This window comes from Mycolicibacterium sp. XJ662 (genome assembly GCF_053484035.1).
Map to the genome: position 1 here is coordinate 112193 of NZ_JBEFTL010000012.1, position 13731 is coordinate 125923.

Sequence of the window (13731 nt, forward strand, 5' to 3'; positions counted from 1 at the left end):
GTGCCAACCACCGCCAGCCTGTCCGTGACCACGTCGCGCGAAGATTTCCGAGCGCTGGCCGGCGAGCACCGGGTGGTACCGGTGACACGCAAGGTGCTCGCCGACAGCGAGACGCCGCTGTCGGCCTACCGCAAGCTCGCCGCCAACCGGCCGGGAACGTTTCTGCTCGAGTCGGCCGAGAACGGCCGGTCCTGGTCGCGCTGGTCGTTCATCGGCGCGGGCGCCCCATCGGCGCTGACGGTGCGCGACGGGGAAGCGGTGTGGCTGGGCACCACACCGCAGGACGCGCCCAGCGGCGGTGACCCGCTGACGGCGCTGACCGCGACGCTGACGCTGCTCGAAACCGAACCGCTGCCCGGTCTGCCGCCGCTGTCGAGCGGTCTGGTCGGCTTCTTCGCCTACGACATGGTGCGCCGCCTGGAGAAGCTGCCGTCGCTGGCGGTCGACGACCTCGGCCTGCCCGACATGCTGCTGCTGCTGGCCACCGACATCGCCGCCGTCGACCACCACGAGGGCACCATCACGCTGATCGCCAACGCGGTGAACTGGAACGGCACCGACGAACGCGTCGACTGGGCCTACGACGACGCCGTGAAGCGTCTCGACGTGATGACCGCGGCGCTCTCCGAGCACCTGCCGTCGACGGTCGCAACGTTCAGCCGCCCGCAGCCGCTGCACCGCTCGCAGCGCACCGTCGAGGAGTACACCGCGATCGTCGACAAGCTCGTCGGCGACATCGAAGCCGGCGAGGCGTTCCAGGTGGTGCCGTCGCAGCGGTTCGAGATGGACACCGACGCCGACCCGCTCGACGTGTATCGGATGCTGCGGGTGTCCAATCCGAGCCCCTACATGTATCTGCTCAACGTGCCCAACGCCGATGGCGGGCTGGATTTTTCGGTGGTCGGCTCGAGTCCGGAAGCATTGGTGACGGTCAAGGACGGCCGCGCCACCACCCACCCGATCGCGGGCACGCGGTGGCGCGGGGCGACCGAGGAGGAGGACCTGCTGCTCGAAAAGGAGTTGCTGGCCGACGACAAGGAACGCGCCGAACACCTGATGCTCGTCGACCTCGGACGCAACGATCTGGGCCGGGTCTGCCGGCCCGGGACCGTGCGGGTCGAGGACTACAGCCACATCGAGCGCTACAGCCACGTCATGCATCTGGTGTCGACGGTGACGGGGCTGCTCGCCGACGGCAAGACCGCGCTGGACGCGGTGACGGCGTGCTTTCCGGCAGGCACCTTGTCGGGGGCGCCGAAAGTGCGCGCGATGGAGCTCATCGAAGAGGTTGAAAAGACCCGCCGCGGCCTCTACGGCGGCGTGCTGGGCTACCTGGACTTTGCGGGCAACGCCGACTTCGCGATCGCGATCCGCACCGCGCTGATGCGCGACGGCACCGCCTACGTGCAGGCCGGCGGGGGAGTCGTGGCCGACTCGAACGGGCCCTACGAGTACACCGAGGCGGCCAACAAGGCGCGCGCGGTGCTCAACGCCATCGCCGCCGCCGAAACCCTGGCCGAGCCGTGATCCGGATCGCCCAGGTCACCCTCGTGCTCGCCGCGGCCGCGCTGTGGGGTGCGTCGCGCATGACTTGGGTCGAGGTGACGTCGTTCGACGGTCTGGGACAGCCCAGGACCGTCGCGCTGTCCGGCGCCCAGTGGTCGACGGCGGTGGTGCCCCTCGCCGTGCTGTTGGTGGCTGCTGCTGTCGCTGTGTTGGCGGTGCGGGGCTGGCCGCTGCGCCTGCTGGCGCTGTTGGTGGCGGCCAGCAGCGGTGGAATGGCTTATCTGGCGATCACCCTGTGGACGACGGCCGACGTGGCGGTACGCGCGTCGCACATCGCCGAGGCGCCCGTCGCCGACCTGATCGACAGCCAGCGCCACTACGGGGGCGCGGTGCTGACGTTGGTCGCCGCGGTGGTCACGCTCGTCGCCGCGGTGCTGCTCCTGCGGTCGGCGGCCACGAAACGTTCCAGCGTGTCCCGCTACACGCGCCGAGCCGCGGCGCCGTCCGAGGAGCCCGGTGACGAGATGTCCGAACGCAGGATCTGGGACGCCCTCGATCAGGGCGCCGATCCGACGCGCGACCCGACCGATCCAGAGACCAAGGGCCGGTGATCGACGGTGGGGTGCGGCCGGTACCCTTCGATGCAGACCATTGGGCGCGACGGCGGAAGGGATTCGGACCCATGAGTTCGGCAACCGTACTCGACTCGATCATCGAGGGAGTCCGCGCCGACGTCGCCGCCCGCGAGGCCGTCATACCGCTGGCCGAGATCAAGGCACGCGCCAAGGACGCCCCGCCGCCGCTTGATGTGATGGCTGCGTTGCGCGCGCCCGGCATCGGCGTGATCGCCGAAGTCAAACGTGCCAGCCCCTCGCGCGGCGAGTTGGCGCCGATCGGTGATCCGGCCGAGTTGGCCCGCGCCTACGAGGACGGCGGCGCACGCATCGTCAGCGTGCTGACCGAACAGCGCCGGTTCAACGGTTCCCTTGAGGATCTGGACACTGTGCGCGCCACGGTGTCAATTCCGGTGTTGCGCAAGGATTTCATCGTCCGGCCGTATCAGATCCACGAGGCCCGCGCACACGGCGCGGACATGCTGTTGTTGATCGTCGCGGCGTTGGAGCAGCCGGTGTTGGATTCGCTGCTGGAACGCACCGAATCGCTGGGCATGACCGCGCTCGTCGAGGTGCACACCGAGGAGGAAGCCGACCGGGCGCTGTCGGCCGGTGCCACCGTGATCGGCGTCAACGCACGGGATCTCAAGACGCTCAACGTCGACCGTGACTGCTTCGCGCGGATCGCGCCGGGGTTGCCGACCGACGTCATCCGCATCGCGGAATCCGGGGTGCGCGGCCCCGCCGACCTGCTGGCCTACGCCGGCGCGGGAGCTGACGCGGTGCTCGTCGGCGAGGGGTTGGTCACCAGCGGCGACCCGCGCGGCGCCGTTGCCGATTTGGTCACTGCCGGCGCGCATCCGTCGTGCCCTAAACCCTCGCGCTGACACGTGGCCGACCTCACCGGGCCGGAACTGCCGCGTTCGAGCGCGGGCGTGGCCGAACCCAGCGGCCATGACCCCGACACCCGCGGTCACTTCGGCGCCTACGGCGGCCGGTTCGTTGCCGAGGCGCTGATGGCGGTCATCGAAGAAGTCACCGCCGCCTACGAGAAGGCCCGCGGCGATCAGACGTTTCTCGACGAATTGGACCGGTTGCAACGCCATTACAGCGGACGGCCGTCACCGCTGTATGAAGCTTCTCGGCTCTCCGAGCACGCCGGCGACGCGCGGATCTTCCTGAAGCGAGAAGACCTCAACCACACCGGATCCCACAAGATCAACAACGTTTTGGGCCAGGCGCTGCTCGCGCGGCAGATGGGCAAGACACGGGTGATCGCCGAAACCGGGGCGGGCCAGCACGGGGTGGCAACCGCGACCGCGTGCGCGCTGCTGGGCTTGGAGTGCGTCATCTACATGGGCGCCGTCGACACCGCGCGCCAGGCGTTGAACGTGGCGCGGATGCGACTGCTCGGCGCGGAGGTGGTGTCGGTCGAGGCGGGTTCCAAGACCCTCAAGGACGCCATCAACGAAGCGTTCCGCGACTGGGTCACCAACGCCGACAGCACCTACTACTGCTTCGGCACGGCCGCGGGACCGCACCCGTTCCCGATGATGGTGCGTGACCTTCAGCGGGTGATCGGCCTGGAGGCGCGCGCGCAGATCCAGGCCCAGGCGGGCAGATTGCCCGACGCGGTGACGGCGTGTGTGGGCGGCGGCTCCAACGCGATCGGCATCTTCCACGCGTTTATCGACGATCCGAATGTGCGGCTGGTGGGGTATGAGGCCGCCGGTGACGGCGTCGAAACCGGCCGCCACGCGGCGACTTTCACCGGGGGGTCGCCGGGGGCCTTCCAGGGTTCGTTCTCGTATCTGCTGCAGGACGAGGACGGACAGACCATCGAATCGCATTCGATCTCAGCGGGTTTGGACTATCCGGGCGTCGGCCCCGAACACGCCTACCTGAAGGACATCGGCCGTGCGGAGTACCAACCGATCACCGATGCCGAGGCGATGGACGCGTTCGGGCTGCTGTGTCGCACCGAGGGCATCATCCCGGCCATCGAATCGGCGCATGCGGTGGCGGGCGCTTTGAAGTTGGGCCGCGAAATCGGCCGCGGCGGCGTCATCTTGGTGAACTTGTCCGGCCGTGGCGACAAGGATGTCGAGACCGCCGCGAAGTGGTTCGGGCTGCTGGACGGTGCATCGTGAGTCGACTGGGTCCGCTGTTCGAGACGTGTCGTGCCGAGCAGCGCGCGGCGCTGATGGGCTATCTGCCGACCGGGTTCCCCGATGTGCCGACGTCGATTTCGGCGATGACGACGTTGGTCAAGTCGGGCTGCGACATTGTCGAGGTCGGGATCGCGTATTCGGATCCCGGGATGGATGGCCCGACGGTCGCGGCGGCCGCGGACGCGGCGCTGCGCGGCGGGGTGCGGGTGCGTGATGCGCTCACCGCGGTCGAGGCGATCAGCGACGCCGGCGGCCGGGCCGTGGTGATGTCGTACTGGAATGTGGTGCTGCGCTGGGGCGTCGATGCGTTCGCGCGTGATCTGGCGTCGGCCGGTGGGCTGGGCATCATCACGCCGGATCTGATCCCCGACGAGGCGGACGAGTGGTTCGCTGCATCAGACGCCCACGATCTGGACCGGATCTTCCTGGTTGCGCCGTCGTCGACGCCGGAGCGGCTGGCGACCACCGTGGAGGCGTCACGCGGGTTCGTCTACGCGGCATCGACGATGGGGGTGACCGGCGCACGCGACGCGGTGTCGGCGGCGGCCCCCGAGCTGGTGCGTCGCGTGAAGGACGTGTCCGACATCCCGGTCGGGGTGGGCCTGGGCGTGCGCTCGCGGGAGCAGGCCGCGGAGATCGCGGCCTACGCTGACGGGGTGATCGTGGGCTCAGCGCTGGTCTCCGCGCTGGAAAACAGCGTCGAAGCGCTCGGAAAGCTGACCGAGGAACTGGCCGACGGTGTCCGGCAGAGGGTCACCGCGTGACGACGACGGTCCTGGCCTACATTCCCAGTCCGTCGCAGGGCGTCTGGCAGCTCGGCCCGGTGCCGCTGCGGGCCTACGCGCTGTTCATCATCGTCGGCATCGTGGCAGCGCTGATGATCGGCGACCGGCGTTGGGAGGCCAGGGGCGGCGAACGCGGCGTCATCTACGACATTGCGCTCTGGGCTGTGCCGTTCGGTCTCATTGGCGGTCGGCTCTATCACGTCATCACCGACTGGTGGCGCTATTTCGGCGAGGGCGGCGCGGGCCTCGCCGGGGTGATCCGGATCTGGGACGGTGGGCTCGGCATTTGGGGTGCGGTGGCGTTCGGCGGGGTGGGGGCGTGGATCGCATGCCGTCGCCGCGGTATTCCGTTACCGGCGTTCGGCGATGCGATCGCACCGGGAATCATTCTGGCCCAAGGCATCGGCAGGCTGGGCAATTACTTCAACCAGGAGTTGTACGGCGGCGAGACGACGTTGCCGTGGGGTTTGGAGATCTACGAGCGCAGGAACTCCAACGGTCTGATCGACAACCTCAACGGCGTGTCGACCGGTGAGGTGCTGCAGGTCGTACATCCGACGTTCCTGTACGAATTACTGTGGAACCTGTTGGTTTTCGCGTTCCTGATTTACGTGGACCGTCGGTTCAAGCTCGGGCACGGCCGATTGTTCGCGATGTATGTCGCGGGTTATTGCCTCGGGCGGTTCTGGATCGAGCTGTTGCGGGTCGATGATGCGACGCTCATCGACGGCGTGCGGATCAATTCATTCACGTCGACGTTCGTGTTCATCGGCGCGGTGGTCTACATCATGGTTGCGCCGAAGGGCCGCGAAGACCCGGCCACGCTGAAGGGCAAGGCGGTGTCCGCTGAGGACGTGACCGAAGAGCTTGCGGCGGTGGGCGCGACGGCGGGTGTGGTGGCTGCGGCGAAGGTCGCCGTCGACGACGAGAAGGACGCCGAGACCGGCGATGACGAACCCAAGTCCGAGGCCGCGAGCGAAGCGGAGAAGCTCACCGCCGATGTCCTGAGCGCACCGTCGGACGACATCGCCGAGGCGGAGGAGTTCGCGGAGGCGGGTGAGGAAGCCGACAAAGCCGCTGAGGCAGAAGAGCTTGGCGCCGACGTCGCCGGGGTGCCGGCCGACGATCTCGCGGAGGCAGAGGAGTTCGCGGCCGAAGGCGAGGAAGAAGCGCCTGCGGAGTCCGAAGCTGCGGCTGAAGCCGAAGCGCTCGCCGACGAAGTCGAAGAGGCGTCGTCTGAGGAGATCGTCGAAGCTCAGGAGTTCGCGGAAGCCGGCGAAGAGTCCGAAGCCGATATCGACGACGCCGACGAACTCGGTGCAGAACTGGACGAGGCCGCGGAGGCATTGGCCCAAGACACGGAGCCTGCGAAAGCTGAGGCCGGTGTCGACGACGCTGACGAACTCGGTGCAGAACTCGACGAGGCCGCGGAGGCATTGGCCGAAGAGACAGCCGACGAGTCTGCTGAGGAACCTGTCGAGCCTGAGGCTGGTGTCGGTGCGGTCGAGGGTGAGGAGGCCGTCGAGGCCGAGCAAGCCGCGCCCGAAGCCCATGAGGCCGCCGTGGGGGGTCTCGAGGAGGCAGAAGACGTCGCCGCTGAGGTCGACGAAGAGGCCGAAGCTGGCGAGTCTGCCGACGAACCCGTCGAGCCTGAGGCTGGTGTCGGCGCGGTCGAGGGTGAGGAGGCCGTCGAGGCTGAGGAAGCCGCCGCCGAAGCCCATGAGGCCGAGGACGAGGGTGCGGAACCTGAAGCTGGTGTCGGCGCGGGCGCGGGTCCCGAGGAGGCAGAGGACGTCGCCGAGTCTGCCGACGAACCCGTCGAGCCTGAGGCTGGTGTCGGCGCGGTCGAGGGTGAGGAGGCCGTCGAGGCCGAGCAAGCCGCCGCCGAAGCCCATGAGGCCGCCGTGGAGGGTCTCGAAGAGGCAGAAGACGTCGCCGCGCAAGTCGACGAAGAGGCCGACGCTGACGAGTCTGCCGACGAACCCGTCGAGCCTGAGGCCGGTGTCGGCGCTGTCGAAGGTGAGGAGGCCGTCGAGGCCGAGGAAGCCGCCGCCGAAGCCCATGAGGCCGCCGTGGAGGGTCTCGAGGAGGCAGAAGACGTCGCCGCTGAGGTCGACGAAGAGGCCGAAGCCGACGAGGAAACTGGCGCAGAGGATCAACCCGCTGATGACGACGTCGGTGCTGCCGAGAGCGAAGAAGAAGGCAAGTCCGCGACTGAGACACCTGTCGTCGAAGAGCCGAAACCCTTTTCACCCGTTTCACCCCCTGAACCCCAGGGACGCGTTCGCCGCTGGTTGCGTAGGCGCCGGAAGTCCTGAGTTATCCCCAACGGCGAATTCATCCACAGGCTGGTCGGGGCTGCGTGTGCGGTTGATGCCTGTGCTTGGTGAAAGTGGCTGGTCGGCAACGTAATCCGTTTTCGATGCGGTGCCTGATATGTGGATCAGGTGTCGGTGCTGGCGGTGATGATGCGGTTATGTCCTCGTTGACCGCGTCTGCTGACACCGACGCTGTGGGGTTGTCGCCCGCGCAGCAGCTCGATGCGCTGTTTGATGAGTTGGGCGAGTTGATGGGCCAGCGCAACGTCATCGACGCCCGGATCGTCGAGATCATCGCCGAGATCGAGCACGACGGGCTGGCGGGCGGCACCGGCGCACGGTCGATCCCGGCGCTGGTGGCCTGGAAGACCGGGGCTTCACCGCGCAACGCCCAGGCCATCGCCGCGGTGGCCCACCGGCTTTCGGAGTTTCCGATCTGCGCCCAACGCATGCGCGACGGGCAGGTGTCGTTGGATCAGATCGCGGTGATCGCCGAGCACGCCGGCGCGGGCTCAGATACCCACTACGCACAGCTGATCGAGCACGCCACCGTCAGCCAGCTGCGCACCGCGGTCAAACTCGAACCCCGCCCCGACCCCGAACCCGAACCGGAATCCGCGCATACCGAGGCTGACACCGCGACTGAGATCGACCCCGATGCTGTGGTTGAGCCGGCGCTAGATTTCCAGTGCGACGCCGACGTCTCGGGCTCGGTGATCAAATCCAGCAACGCCGATGGGTCCACCACCTGGAAGATCACGCTGCCCCCAATCGAGGCCGCCCAGTTCGACGCCGCGCTCAGCTCACACCGCGACGCATTGATGATCGCCTGGAAACGCGATCACCACAGCACCAACGACGCGCCCCTCAGCGCACCGCCGCTGCCCACCACCACCGATGCGTTCATGCAGCTGATCCAGGCCGGCTGGGATGTTGAGGCTGCGCGGCGCCCGCACGGCGCCCACACCACCGTGGTCGTGCACCTCGACGTCGGCGACCGCATCGCCGGGCTGCACCTGGGCCCCACCCTCAGCCCGGCCGACCGGCGTTATCTGCTCTGCGACGCCACCGCCGAAGTGTGGTTTGAACGCGACGGCCACCCCATCGGCGCTGGGCGCACCACCCGCCACATCAACCGCCGCCTGCGCCGCGCGCTCGAACGCCGCGACCGCACCTGCGTGGTACCCGGCTGCGGGGCCACCCGCGGCTTGCACGCCCACCACATCGTGCACTGGGAAAACGGCGGCGTCACCGAACTACACAACCTGGTACTGGTCTGCCCGTATCACCACCGACTACACCACCGCGGCGGCATCACCATCACCGGACCCGCCCACAACCTCACCGTCACCGACAGCGCCGGACGCCGCCTCACCCCCAGATCACTCGCCCGACCACCCCAACAACGCCCACCCACCGTCGCCCCGTGCCGCGGACCCAGCGGCGAACGCGCCCAATGGCGCTGGTATGACCCCTTCCAACCCCAGCCACCCCCACCCAACTAACCCACCCGCGCCGCCGCGAAAGCCACCACGGGCAGCGCGAAACTCGGTGCGGCATCTAGCCAGGACGGGTGACGTGGAAGTCGCGGTCGTCTGGCTCGCCGAGCATCGTGGCCATCGTCCCGCGATCATAGGGCCAAAGATCGACGGTGCCTTCGTCGGTGAGATACCACGAATTACAGCCGGTGTTCCAGACCGTCGGGCCCAGCGCGGCAGCGACGTCGTCGTTGAACTTGGCGGTTGCTTCCTCGGTGACCTCGACCGTGTCGATGTCGCCGTCGCGAAACCTCGTCAGCCACTGGGCGATATAGCGTGCGGTGAGTTCGGCGGAGTACTGCAGCAGAATCGAACCGGTCGGTGAATTCGGCCCGAGCACCGTGAAGAAGTTCGGAAAGCCGGGAATCGCCGTCATGCGATACGCACGTGGGCCCTTCGCCCACACATCGTCGATCGACACGCCGTCACGGCCCCGCAAGTTCATCGGCCGCATGTAGTTGTGCGTGTGAAATCCGGTGGCCAGTACCAGCACATCCAGATCGACCTCGGCACCATCTGCCGTCCGAACACCACCTGGAGTGACCGCCTCGATCGGCGACGTCACCAACCGTGCATTGGCAGCCCGCAACGCACGGTAATAGGAACCCGAGACCACCTGGCGCTTGCACAATGGTTCGTAGTCCGGCGTCAGCCGTCGCCGCAATTGCGCGTCGCGCACCTGAAAACGCAACGACGACCGCGCATATGCCTGCACAAGCCACCGTCGCCAACTCGGCCGTGTGGTGACGTCGGCCAGAATTCCCGACGCCTGCAACAACACCTCGTACAAACCACGGTGCAACCCCGGCCGTCCACTCAACAGCCTGCCGAGCAACTGCGGTTGCCGCAGGTTCGTTGGCACCCACATCACCCATTGCGGGGTGCGCACGAAATGTGCGATCTCGGTCACCTCGGGTTGCAACGCCGAAACGACCTGAACCCCTGTAGAACCGTTGCCAATGACACCGACCCGCCTGCCGCGCACGTCGACGCGGTCATCCCAGCGGGCCGTATGCACCACCTGTCCCTCAAACGTCTCCAGTCCCGGTATCTGCGGCGTGCACGGATGATGCAGCACACCGGTTGCCGCGATCAGGAAGTCGGCGTCCCACCGTGTGCCATCGCCTGCGAGCACTCGCCAACCGGTCCCAGTGAACTCCGCGGCGACGGCCTCGGTATTGAACCGGACATATCGGCCAAGCCCGAAGCGGTCGACGACGTCACGCAGATACCGCTGGATCTCTGCACCCGGCGCGAAGACCGACGACCAGTCCGGTTTAGGCGCGAACGAGAACTGATACAGCTGCGACGGCACGTCGCAGGCCAGCCCGGGGTAGCGGTTCCAATGCCATACGCCTCCGACGTCGGCTCCCTTCTCGAGGATGGTCAGCTGACGAAAACCAGCCCGCTGCAGCGTCACTGCCGTCGCGATACCCGCGATACCGGCCCCGATGATGACGACCGTTGGGTCCCGGCTCATCACTGCAACATACTTCCCGATCGAAAAGGTGGGTTTTCCTTACTTACTGGGCCGATCGGATTCTGGCATGCTGGCCATATGACTGAGCCGCAGTTCGGTGGCAACGAGAACTCCAACCCGCCTCCGCCACCACAGCAGCCGTATCCACCACCTGGCCAGTACGGTCCGCCACCAGGTGGTTACCCGCCCGTCTACACTGACCCGGCCGCGCCGTTCGGGCGTCATCCGCTGACCGGTGAACCGCTTTCGGACAAGTCCAAGGTGGTCGCCGGCTTACTGCAGTTGGTCGGTCTGATCGGGATCGTCGGCATCGGCCGCATCTATCTCGGCAACACCGGCCTGGGCATCGCCCAACTCATCGTGGGGCTGATCACCTGCGGTATCGGTGCCGTCGTCTGGGGCATCGTCGATGCTGTGCTGATCCTGACCGACAAGGTGCGCGATCCCGAGGGGCGTCCGCTGCGCGATGGCACTTAGCGCCACCTTCAGCCGGAAACGGGCATATGGCGCGCTCGGGACGGGCGCCCTGGCGGTGGGCGCGCTGACCTATGTCGGCCTGGCCGACCCGCATCGAACCAACTTCTTCTTTCCCGCCTGCCCGTTCAAAGCGCTGACCGGACTCGACTGCCCGGGCTGCGGCGGTCTGCGCATGACCCACGACCTGCTCCACGGCGACCTGGCCGCGGCCGCCGCCGACAACGTCTTCCTCCTCGTGGGCCTGCCGCTGCTGCTGATCTGGGCGCTCACGCGGTGGCGGCAGAAGCGACCGGTCTGGAACGTCCCCGTCGTCGTCCTCATCATCCTCACCACGGTGACCTGGGGCGTGGCCCGTAACCTTCCCGGTTTTCCGCTGGTCCCGACAATGCTCGACGGCTGACTGCCCGACGCACGAAAGGCACAGGCGCACTGAGGATTCGCACGCCCGCACCGGACACACCCGGCAGGGACGCGCAGCCCAGCATCTGAATCGATCAACGACTATGCTGAACAGTCGTGAGTAGACGCGGAAAGATCGTCTGTACGTTGGGGCCGGCAACCGCTTCTGACGAGGCCGTCAGGGCGCTGGTCGACGCCGGGATGGACGTTGCGCGGCTCAACTTCAGCCACGGCGGATACCCCGACCACGAAGCGAACTACAAGCGCGTCCGCGCCGCCTCCGACGGCTCCGGCCGCGCCGTCGGGATACTCGCCGATCTGCAAGGTCCCAAGATCCGGCTCGGCCGGTTCGCCGCCGGGCCGACCTACTGGGCGACCGGCGACACGGTGCGCATCACGATCGATGACCTGGAAGGCACCCAAGACCGCATCTCGACGACTTACAAGCGGTTAGCCGAGGACGCCAAACCGGGCGACCGGGTTCTGGTCGACGACGGCAACGTCGGCCTCGTGGTGGAAAGCATCGACGGCAACGACGTGGTGTGCACCGTCACCGAGGGCGGTCCGGTCAGCAACAACAAGGGCATGTCCATGCCCGGTATGAACGTGTCGGCACCGGCGCTGTCCGAGAAGGACATCGACGATCTCGAGTTCGCGCTGCGGCTCGGCGTCGACCTCGTCGCGCTGTCGTTCGTTCGCTCACCCGCCGACATCGAGGTCGTACACGAGGTGATGGACCGCGTCGGCAGGCGCGTTCCCGTCATCGCCAAACTCGAGAAGCCGGAAGCCATCGACAACCTCGAAGCGATCGTGTTGGCGTTCGACGCGATCATGGTCGCCCGCGGCGACCTCGGTGTGGAGCTGCCGCTCGAAGAAGTCCCGCTGGTCCAGAAGCGCGCCATCCAAATGGCAAGGGAGAACGCCAAACCCGTCATCGTCGCCACCCAGATGCTGGAGTCGATGATCGAGAGCTCGCGTCCGACGCGCGCAGAAGCCTCCGATGTCGCCAACGCGGTGCTCGACGGCACCGACGCCGTCATGCTCTCGGGGGAGACGTCGGTGGGCAAGTATCCGCTGGAAGCGGTCCAGACGATGGCCCGCATCATCTCGGCGGTCGAGGACATTTCGGTGGCAGCCCCGCCGCTGACCCACGTGCCGCGCACCAAACGCGGCGTCATCTCCTATGCCGCACGCGACATCGGCGAACGCCTGGACGCCAAGGCGCTTGTCGCCTACACGCAGTCTGGCGACACCGTGCGCAGGCTCGCGCGACTGCACACGCCCCTGCCGCTGCTCGCGTTCACCTCGCTGCCCGAGATCCGTAGCCAGCTGGCTTTGACCTGGGGGACAGAAACATTCATCGTGCCGCACATTCAGACCACCGACGGGATGATCCGGCACGTCGACCAGTCGCTGCTGGAACTTGGCCGCTACAAGCGCGGTGATCTGATCGTCATCGTCGCGGGAGCCCCGCCCGGCACCGTGGGTTCCACGAACATGATCCACGTGCACCGCATCGGCGAGGAGGACGTATAAACAGGCCTGTGTCTTCCGACGAACCGTCCGCGCGGGCAGCAGCGAGCTCAGCAGACTTCGACGAACTGCTGGCGATTCTCGACCTCAAACAAACCGACGAGAACCTCTACGTCGGCAAGCATCCCAGTAAGAATCCAGTTCGCACCTTCGGCGGCCAGATGATGGCGCAGGCGTTCATAGCCGCGAGCCGCAGCCTGAAGCATCCGACCCCGCCGAGCGCAATGTCAGCTCACTTCATCGCCGGCGGCGACCCGGAGAAAGACCTCGAGTTCCACATTGTGCGCCTGCGCGACGAGCGCCGGTTCGCCAACCGCCGTGTCGACGTGATGCAGGACGGTCAGCTGCTGACCACCGCGATGGTGTCCTACCTGTCGGGTGGGCGCAGCCTCGAGCACGGCATCAAGCCGCCCGAGCTGCCGCGGCCGCAGTCGGTGCCGCCGGTCGACGACCTGCTGCGCGGCTACGAGGACGTCGTACCGCATTTCGTCAACGCGCTGCGCCCGATCGACTGGCGCTACACCAACGACCCCACCTGGGTGATGCGTAAGAAGGGGGAGAAGCTGCCGCACAACCGGGTGTGGATGAAGGCGCTGGGCCAGATGCCCGACGACCCGGCCGTGCACGCCGCGGCGCTGGTGTACTCCTCGGACACCACGGTGCTCGACTCGATCATCACCACCCACGGGCTCTCATGGGGTTACGACCGGATCTTTGCGGTCACCACGAACCATTCGGTGTGGTTTCACCGGCCGATCCGATTCGACGACTGGGTGCTGTACTCGACGTCGTCGCCGGTGGCCGCCGACTCGCGCGGGCTCGGCACCGGGCACTTCTTCGATCCGTCCGGTCAACTGCTGGCAACCGTCGTGCAGGAAGGCATCGTCAAGCACTTCCCGGCGACCTGATC

General features: G+C 67.2%; 12 protein-coding genes. 11 read left to right on the forward strand and 1 reads right to left on the reverse strand.

Annotated elements, in window-relative coordinates:
• The 7 genes from ABQE93_RS24045 to ABQE93_RS24075 all read left to right on the forward strand — a co-directional run bounded on the left by ABQE93_RS24045 (window position 1) and on the right by ABQE93_RS24075 (window position 8899).
• Entirely contained in the window at window positions 1-1527 is a 1527-nt protein-coding gene (locus ABQE93_RS24045; RefSeq protein ID WP_448410916.1) for an anthranilate synthase component I, read from the forward strand.
• Entirely contained in the window at window positions 1524-2117 is a 594-nt protein-coding gene (locus tag ABQE93_RS24050) for a TIGR02234 family membrane protein (protein ID WP_448410915.1), read from the forward strand. Before ABQE93_RS24045 ends, ABQE93_RS24050 begins: the two co-directional genes overlap by 4 nt.
• A 71-nt stretch (window positions 2118-2188) precedes the next feature.
• A complete protein-coding gene (trpC, locus tag ABQE93_RS24055) occupies window positions 2189-3007 on the forward strand; it encodes an indole-3-glycerol phosphate synthase TrpC (RefSeq protein WP_448410914.1) in 819 nt (272 codons plus the stop codon).
• A gap of 3 nt (window positions 3008-3010) precedes the next feature.
• Entirely contained in the window at window positions 3011-4270 is a 1260-nt protein-coding gene (gene trpB / locus ABQE93_RS24060; RefSeq protein ID WP_448410913.1) for a tryptophan synthase subunit beta, read from the forward strand.
• Complete coding sequence (gene trpA, locus ABQE93_RS24065) at window positions 4267-5055, forward strand: tryptophan synthase subunit alpha (protein WP_448410912.1); 789 nt, start codon at window positions 4267-4269, stop codon at window positions 5053-5055. Before trpB ends, trpA begins: the two co-directional genes overlap by 4 nt.
• Window positions 5052-7394, forward strand: coding sequence for a prolipoprotein diacylglyceryl transferase (gene lgt / locus ABQE93_RS24070; protein ID WP_448410911.1), 2343 nt, complete (start codon window positions 5052-5054; stop codon window positions 7392-7394). The genes trpA and lgt overlap by 4 nt, the downstream gene beginning before the upstream one ends.
• Window positions 7395-7552: 158 nt before the next feature.
• The gene (locus ABQE93_RS24075; RefSeq protein ID WP_448410910.1) at window positions 7553-8899 is read left to right on the forward strand and encodes an HNH endonuclease signature motif containing protein; all 1347 of its coding nucleotides are present in this window, start codon (window positions 7553-7555) and stop codon (window positions 8897-8899) included.
• A gap of 55 nt (window positions 8900-8954) precedes the next feature.
• Here ABQE93_RS24075 and ABQE93_RS24080 read toward each other — a convergent pair whose 3' ends face one another.
• Window positions 8955-10412 (reverse strand): flavin-containing monooxygenase, encoded by a 1458-nt coding sequence (locus ABQE93_RS24080; RefSeq protein ID WP_448410909.1) that lies wholly within the window; start codon window positions 10410-10412, stop codon window positions 8955-8957.
• A 78-nt stretch (window positions 10413-10490) separates the two neighbouring features.
• On the opposite strand from ABQE93_RS24080, the gene ABQE93_RS24085 reads away from it, so the two are divergent.
• From ABQE93_RS24085 to ABQE93_RS24100, 4 genes are all read left to right on the forward strand, one after another.
• Window positions 10491-10889: an NINE protein gene (locus ABQE93_RS24085; RefSeq protein ID WP_448410908.1), complete on the forward strand. Its 399-nt coding sequence runs from the start codon at window positions 10491-10493 to the stop codon at window positions 10887-10889.
• Window positions 10879-11289: a DUF2752 domain-containing protein gene (locus tag ABQE93_RS24090; protein ID WP_448410907.1), complete on the forward strand. Its 411-nt coding sequence runs from the start codon at window positions 10879-10881 to the stop codon at window positions 11287-11289. The genes ABQE93_RS24085 and ABQE93_RS24090 overlap by 11 nt, the downstream gene beginning before the upstream one ends.
• A gap of 116 nt (window positions 11290-11405) precedes the next feature.
• Window positions 11406-12824: a pyruvate kinase gene (gene pyk, locus ABQE93_RS24095; RefSeq protein WP_448410906.1), complete on the forward strand. Its 1419-nt coding sequence runs from the start codon at window positions 11406-11408 to the stop codon at window positions 12822-12824.
• Between the two features lie 8 nt (window positions 12825-12832).
• Window positions 12833-13729, forward strand: a complete 897-nt coding sequence (locus tag ABQE93_RS24100) for an acyl-CoA thioesterase II (protein WP_448410905.1) — start codon at window positions 12833-12835, stop codon at window positions 13727-13729.
• The last annotated feature ends 2 nt before the right edge of the window (window positions 13730-13731 follow it).

Bases quoted from the DNA above. Each gene is read 5' to 3' on its own strand.
- trpC (WP_448410914.1), top strand. From the start codon at position 2,189: ATGAGTTCGGCAACCGTACTCGACTCGATCATCGAGGGAGTCCGCGCC.
- ABQE93_RS24075 (WP_448410910.1), top strand. From the start codon at position 7,553: ATGTCCTCGTTGACCGCGTCTGCTGACACCGACGCTGTGGGGTTGTCG.
- ABQE93_RS24080 (WP_448410909.1), bottom strand. From the start codon at position 10,412: ATGAGCCGGGACCCAACGGTCGTCATCATCGGGGCCGGTATCGCGGGT.
- ABQE93_RS24085 (WP_448410908.1), top strand. From the start codon at position 10,491: ATGACTGAGCCGCAGTTCGGTGGCAACGAGAACTCCAACCCGCCTCCG.
- ABQE93_RS24090 (WP_448410907.1), top strand. From the start codon at position 10,879: ATGGCACTTAGCGCCACCTTCAGCCGGAAACGGGCATATGGCGCGCTC.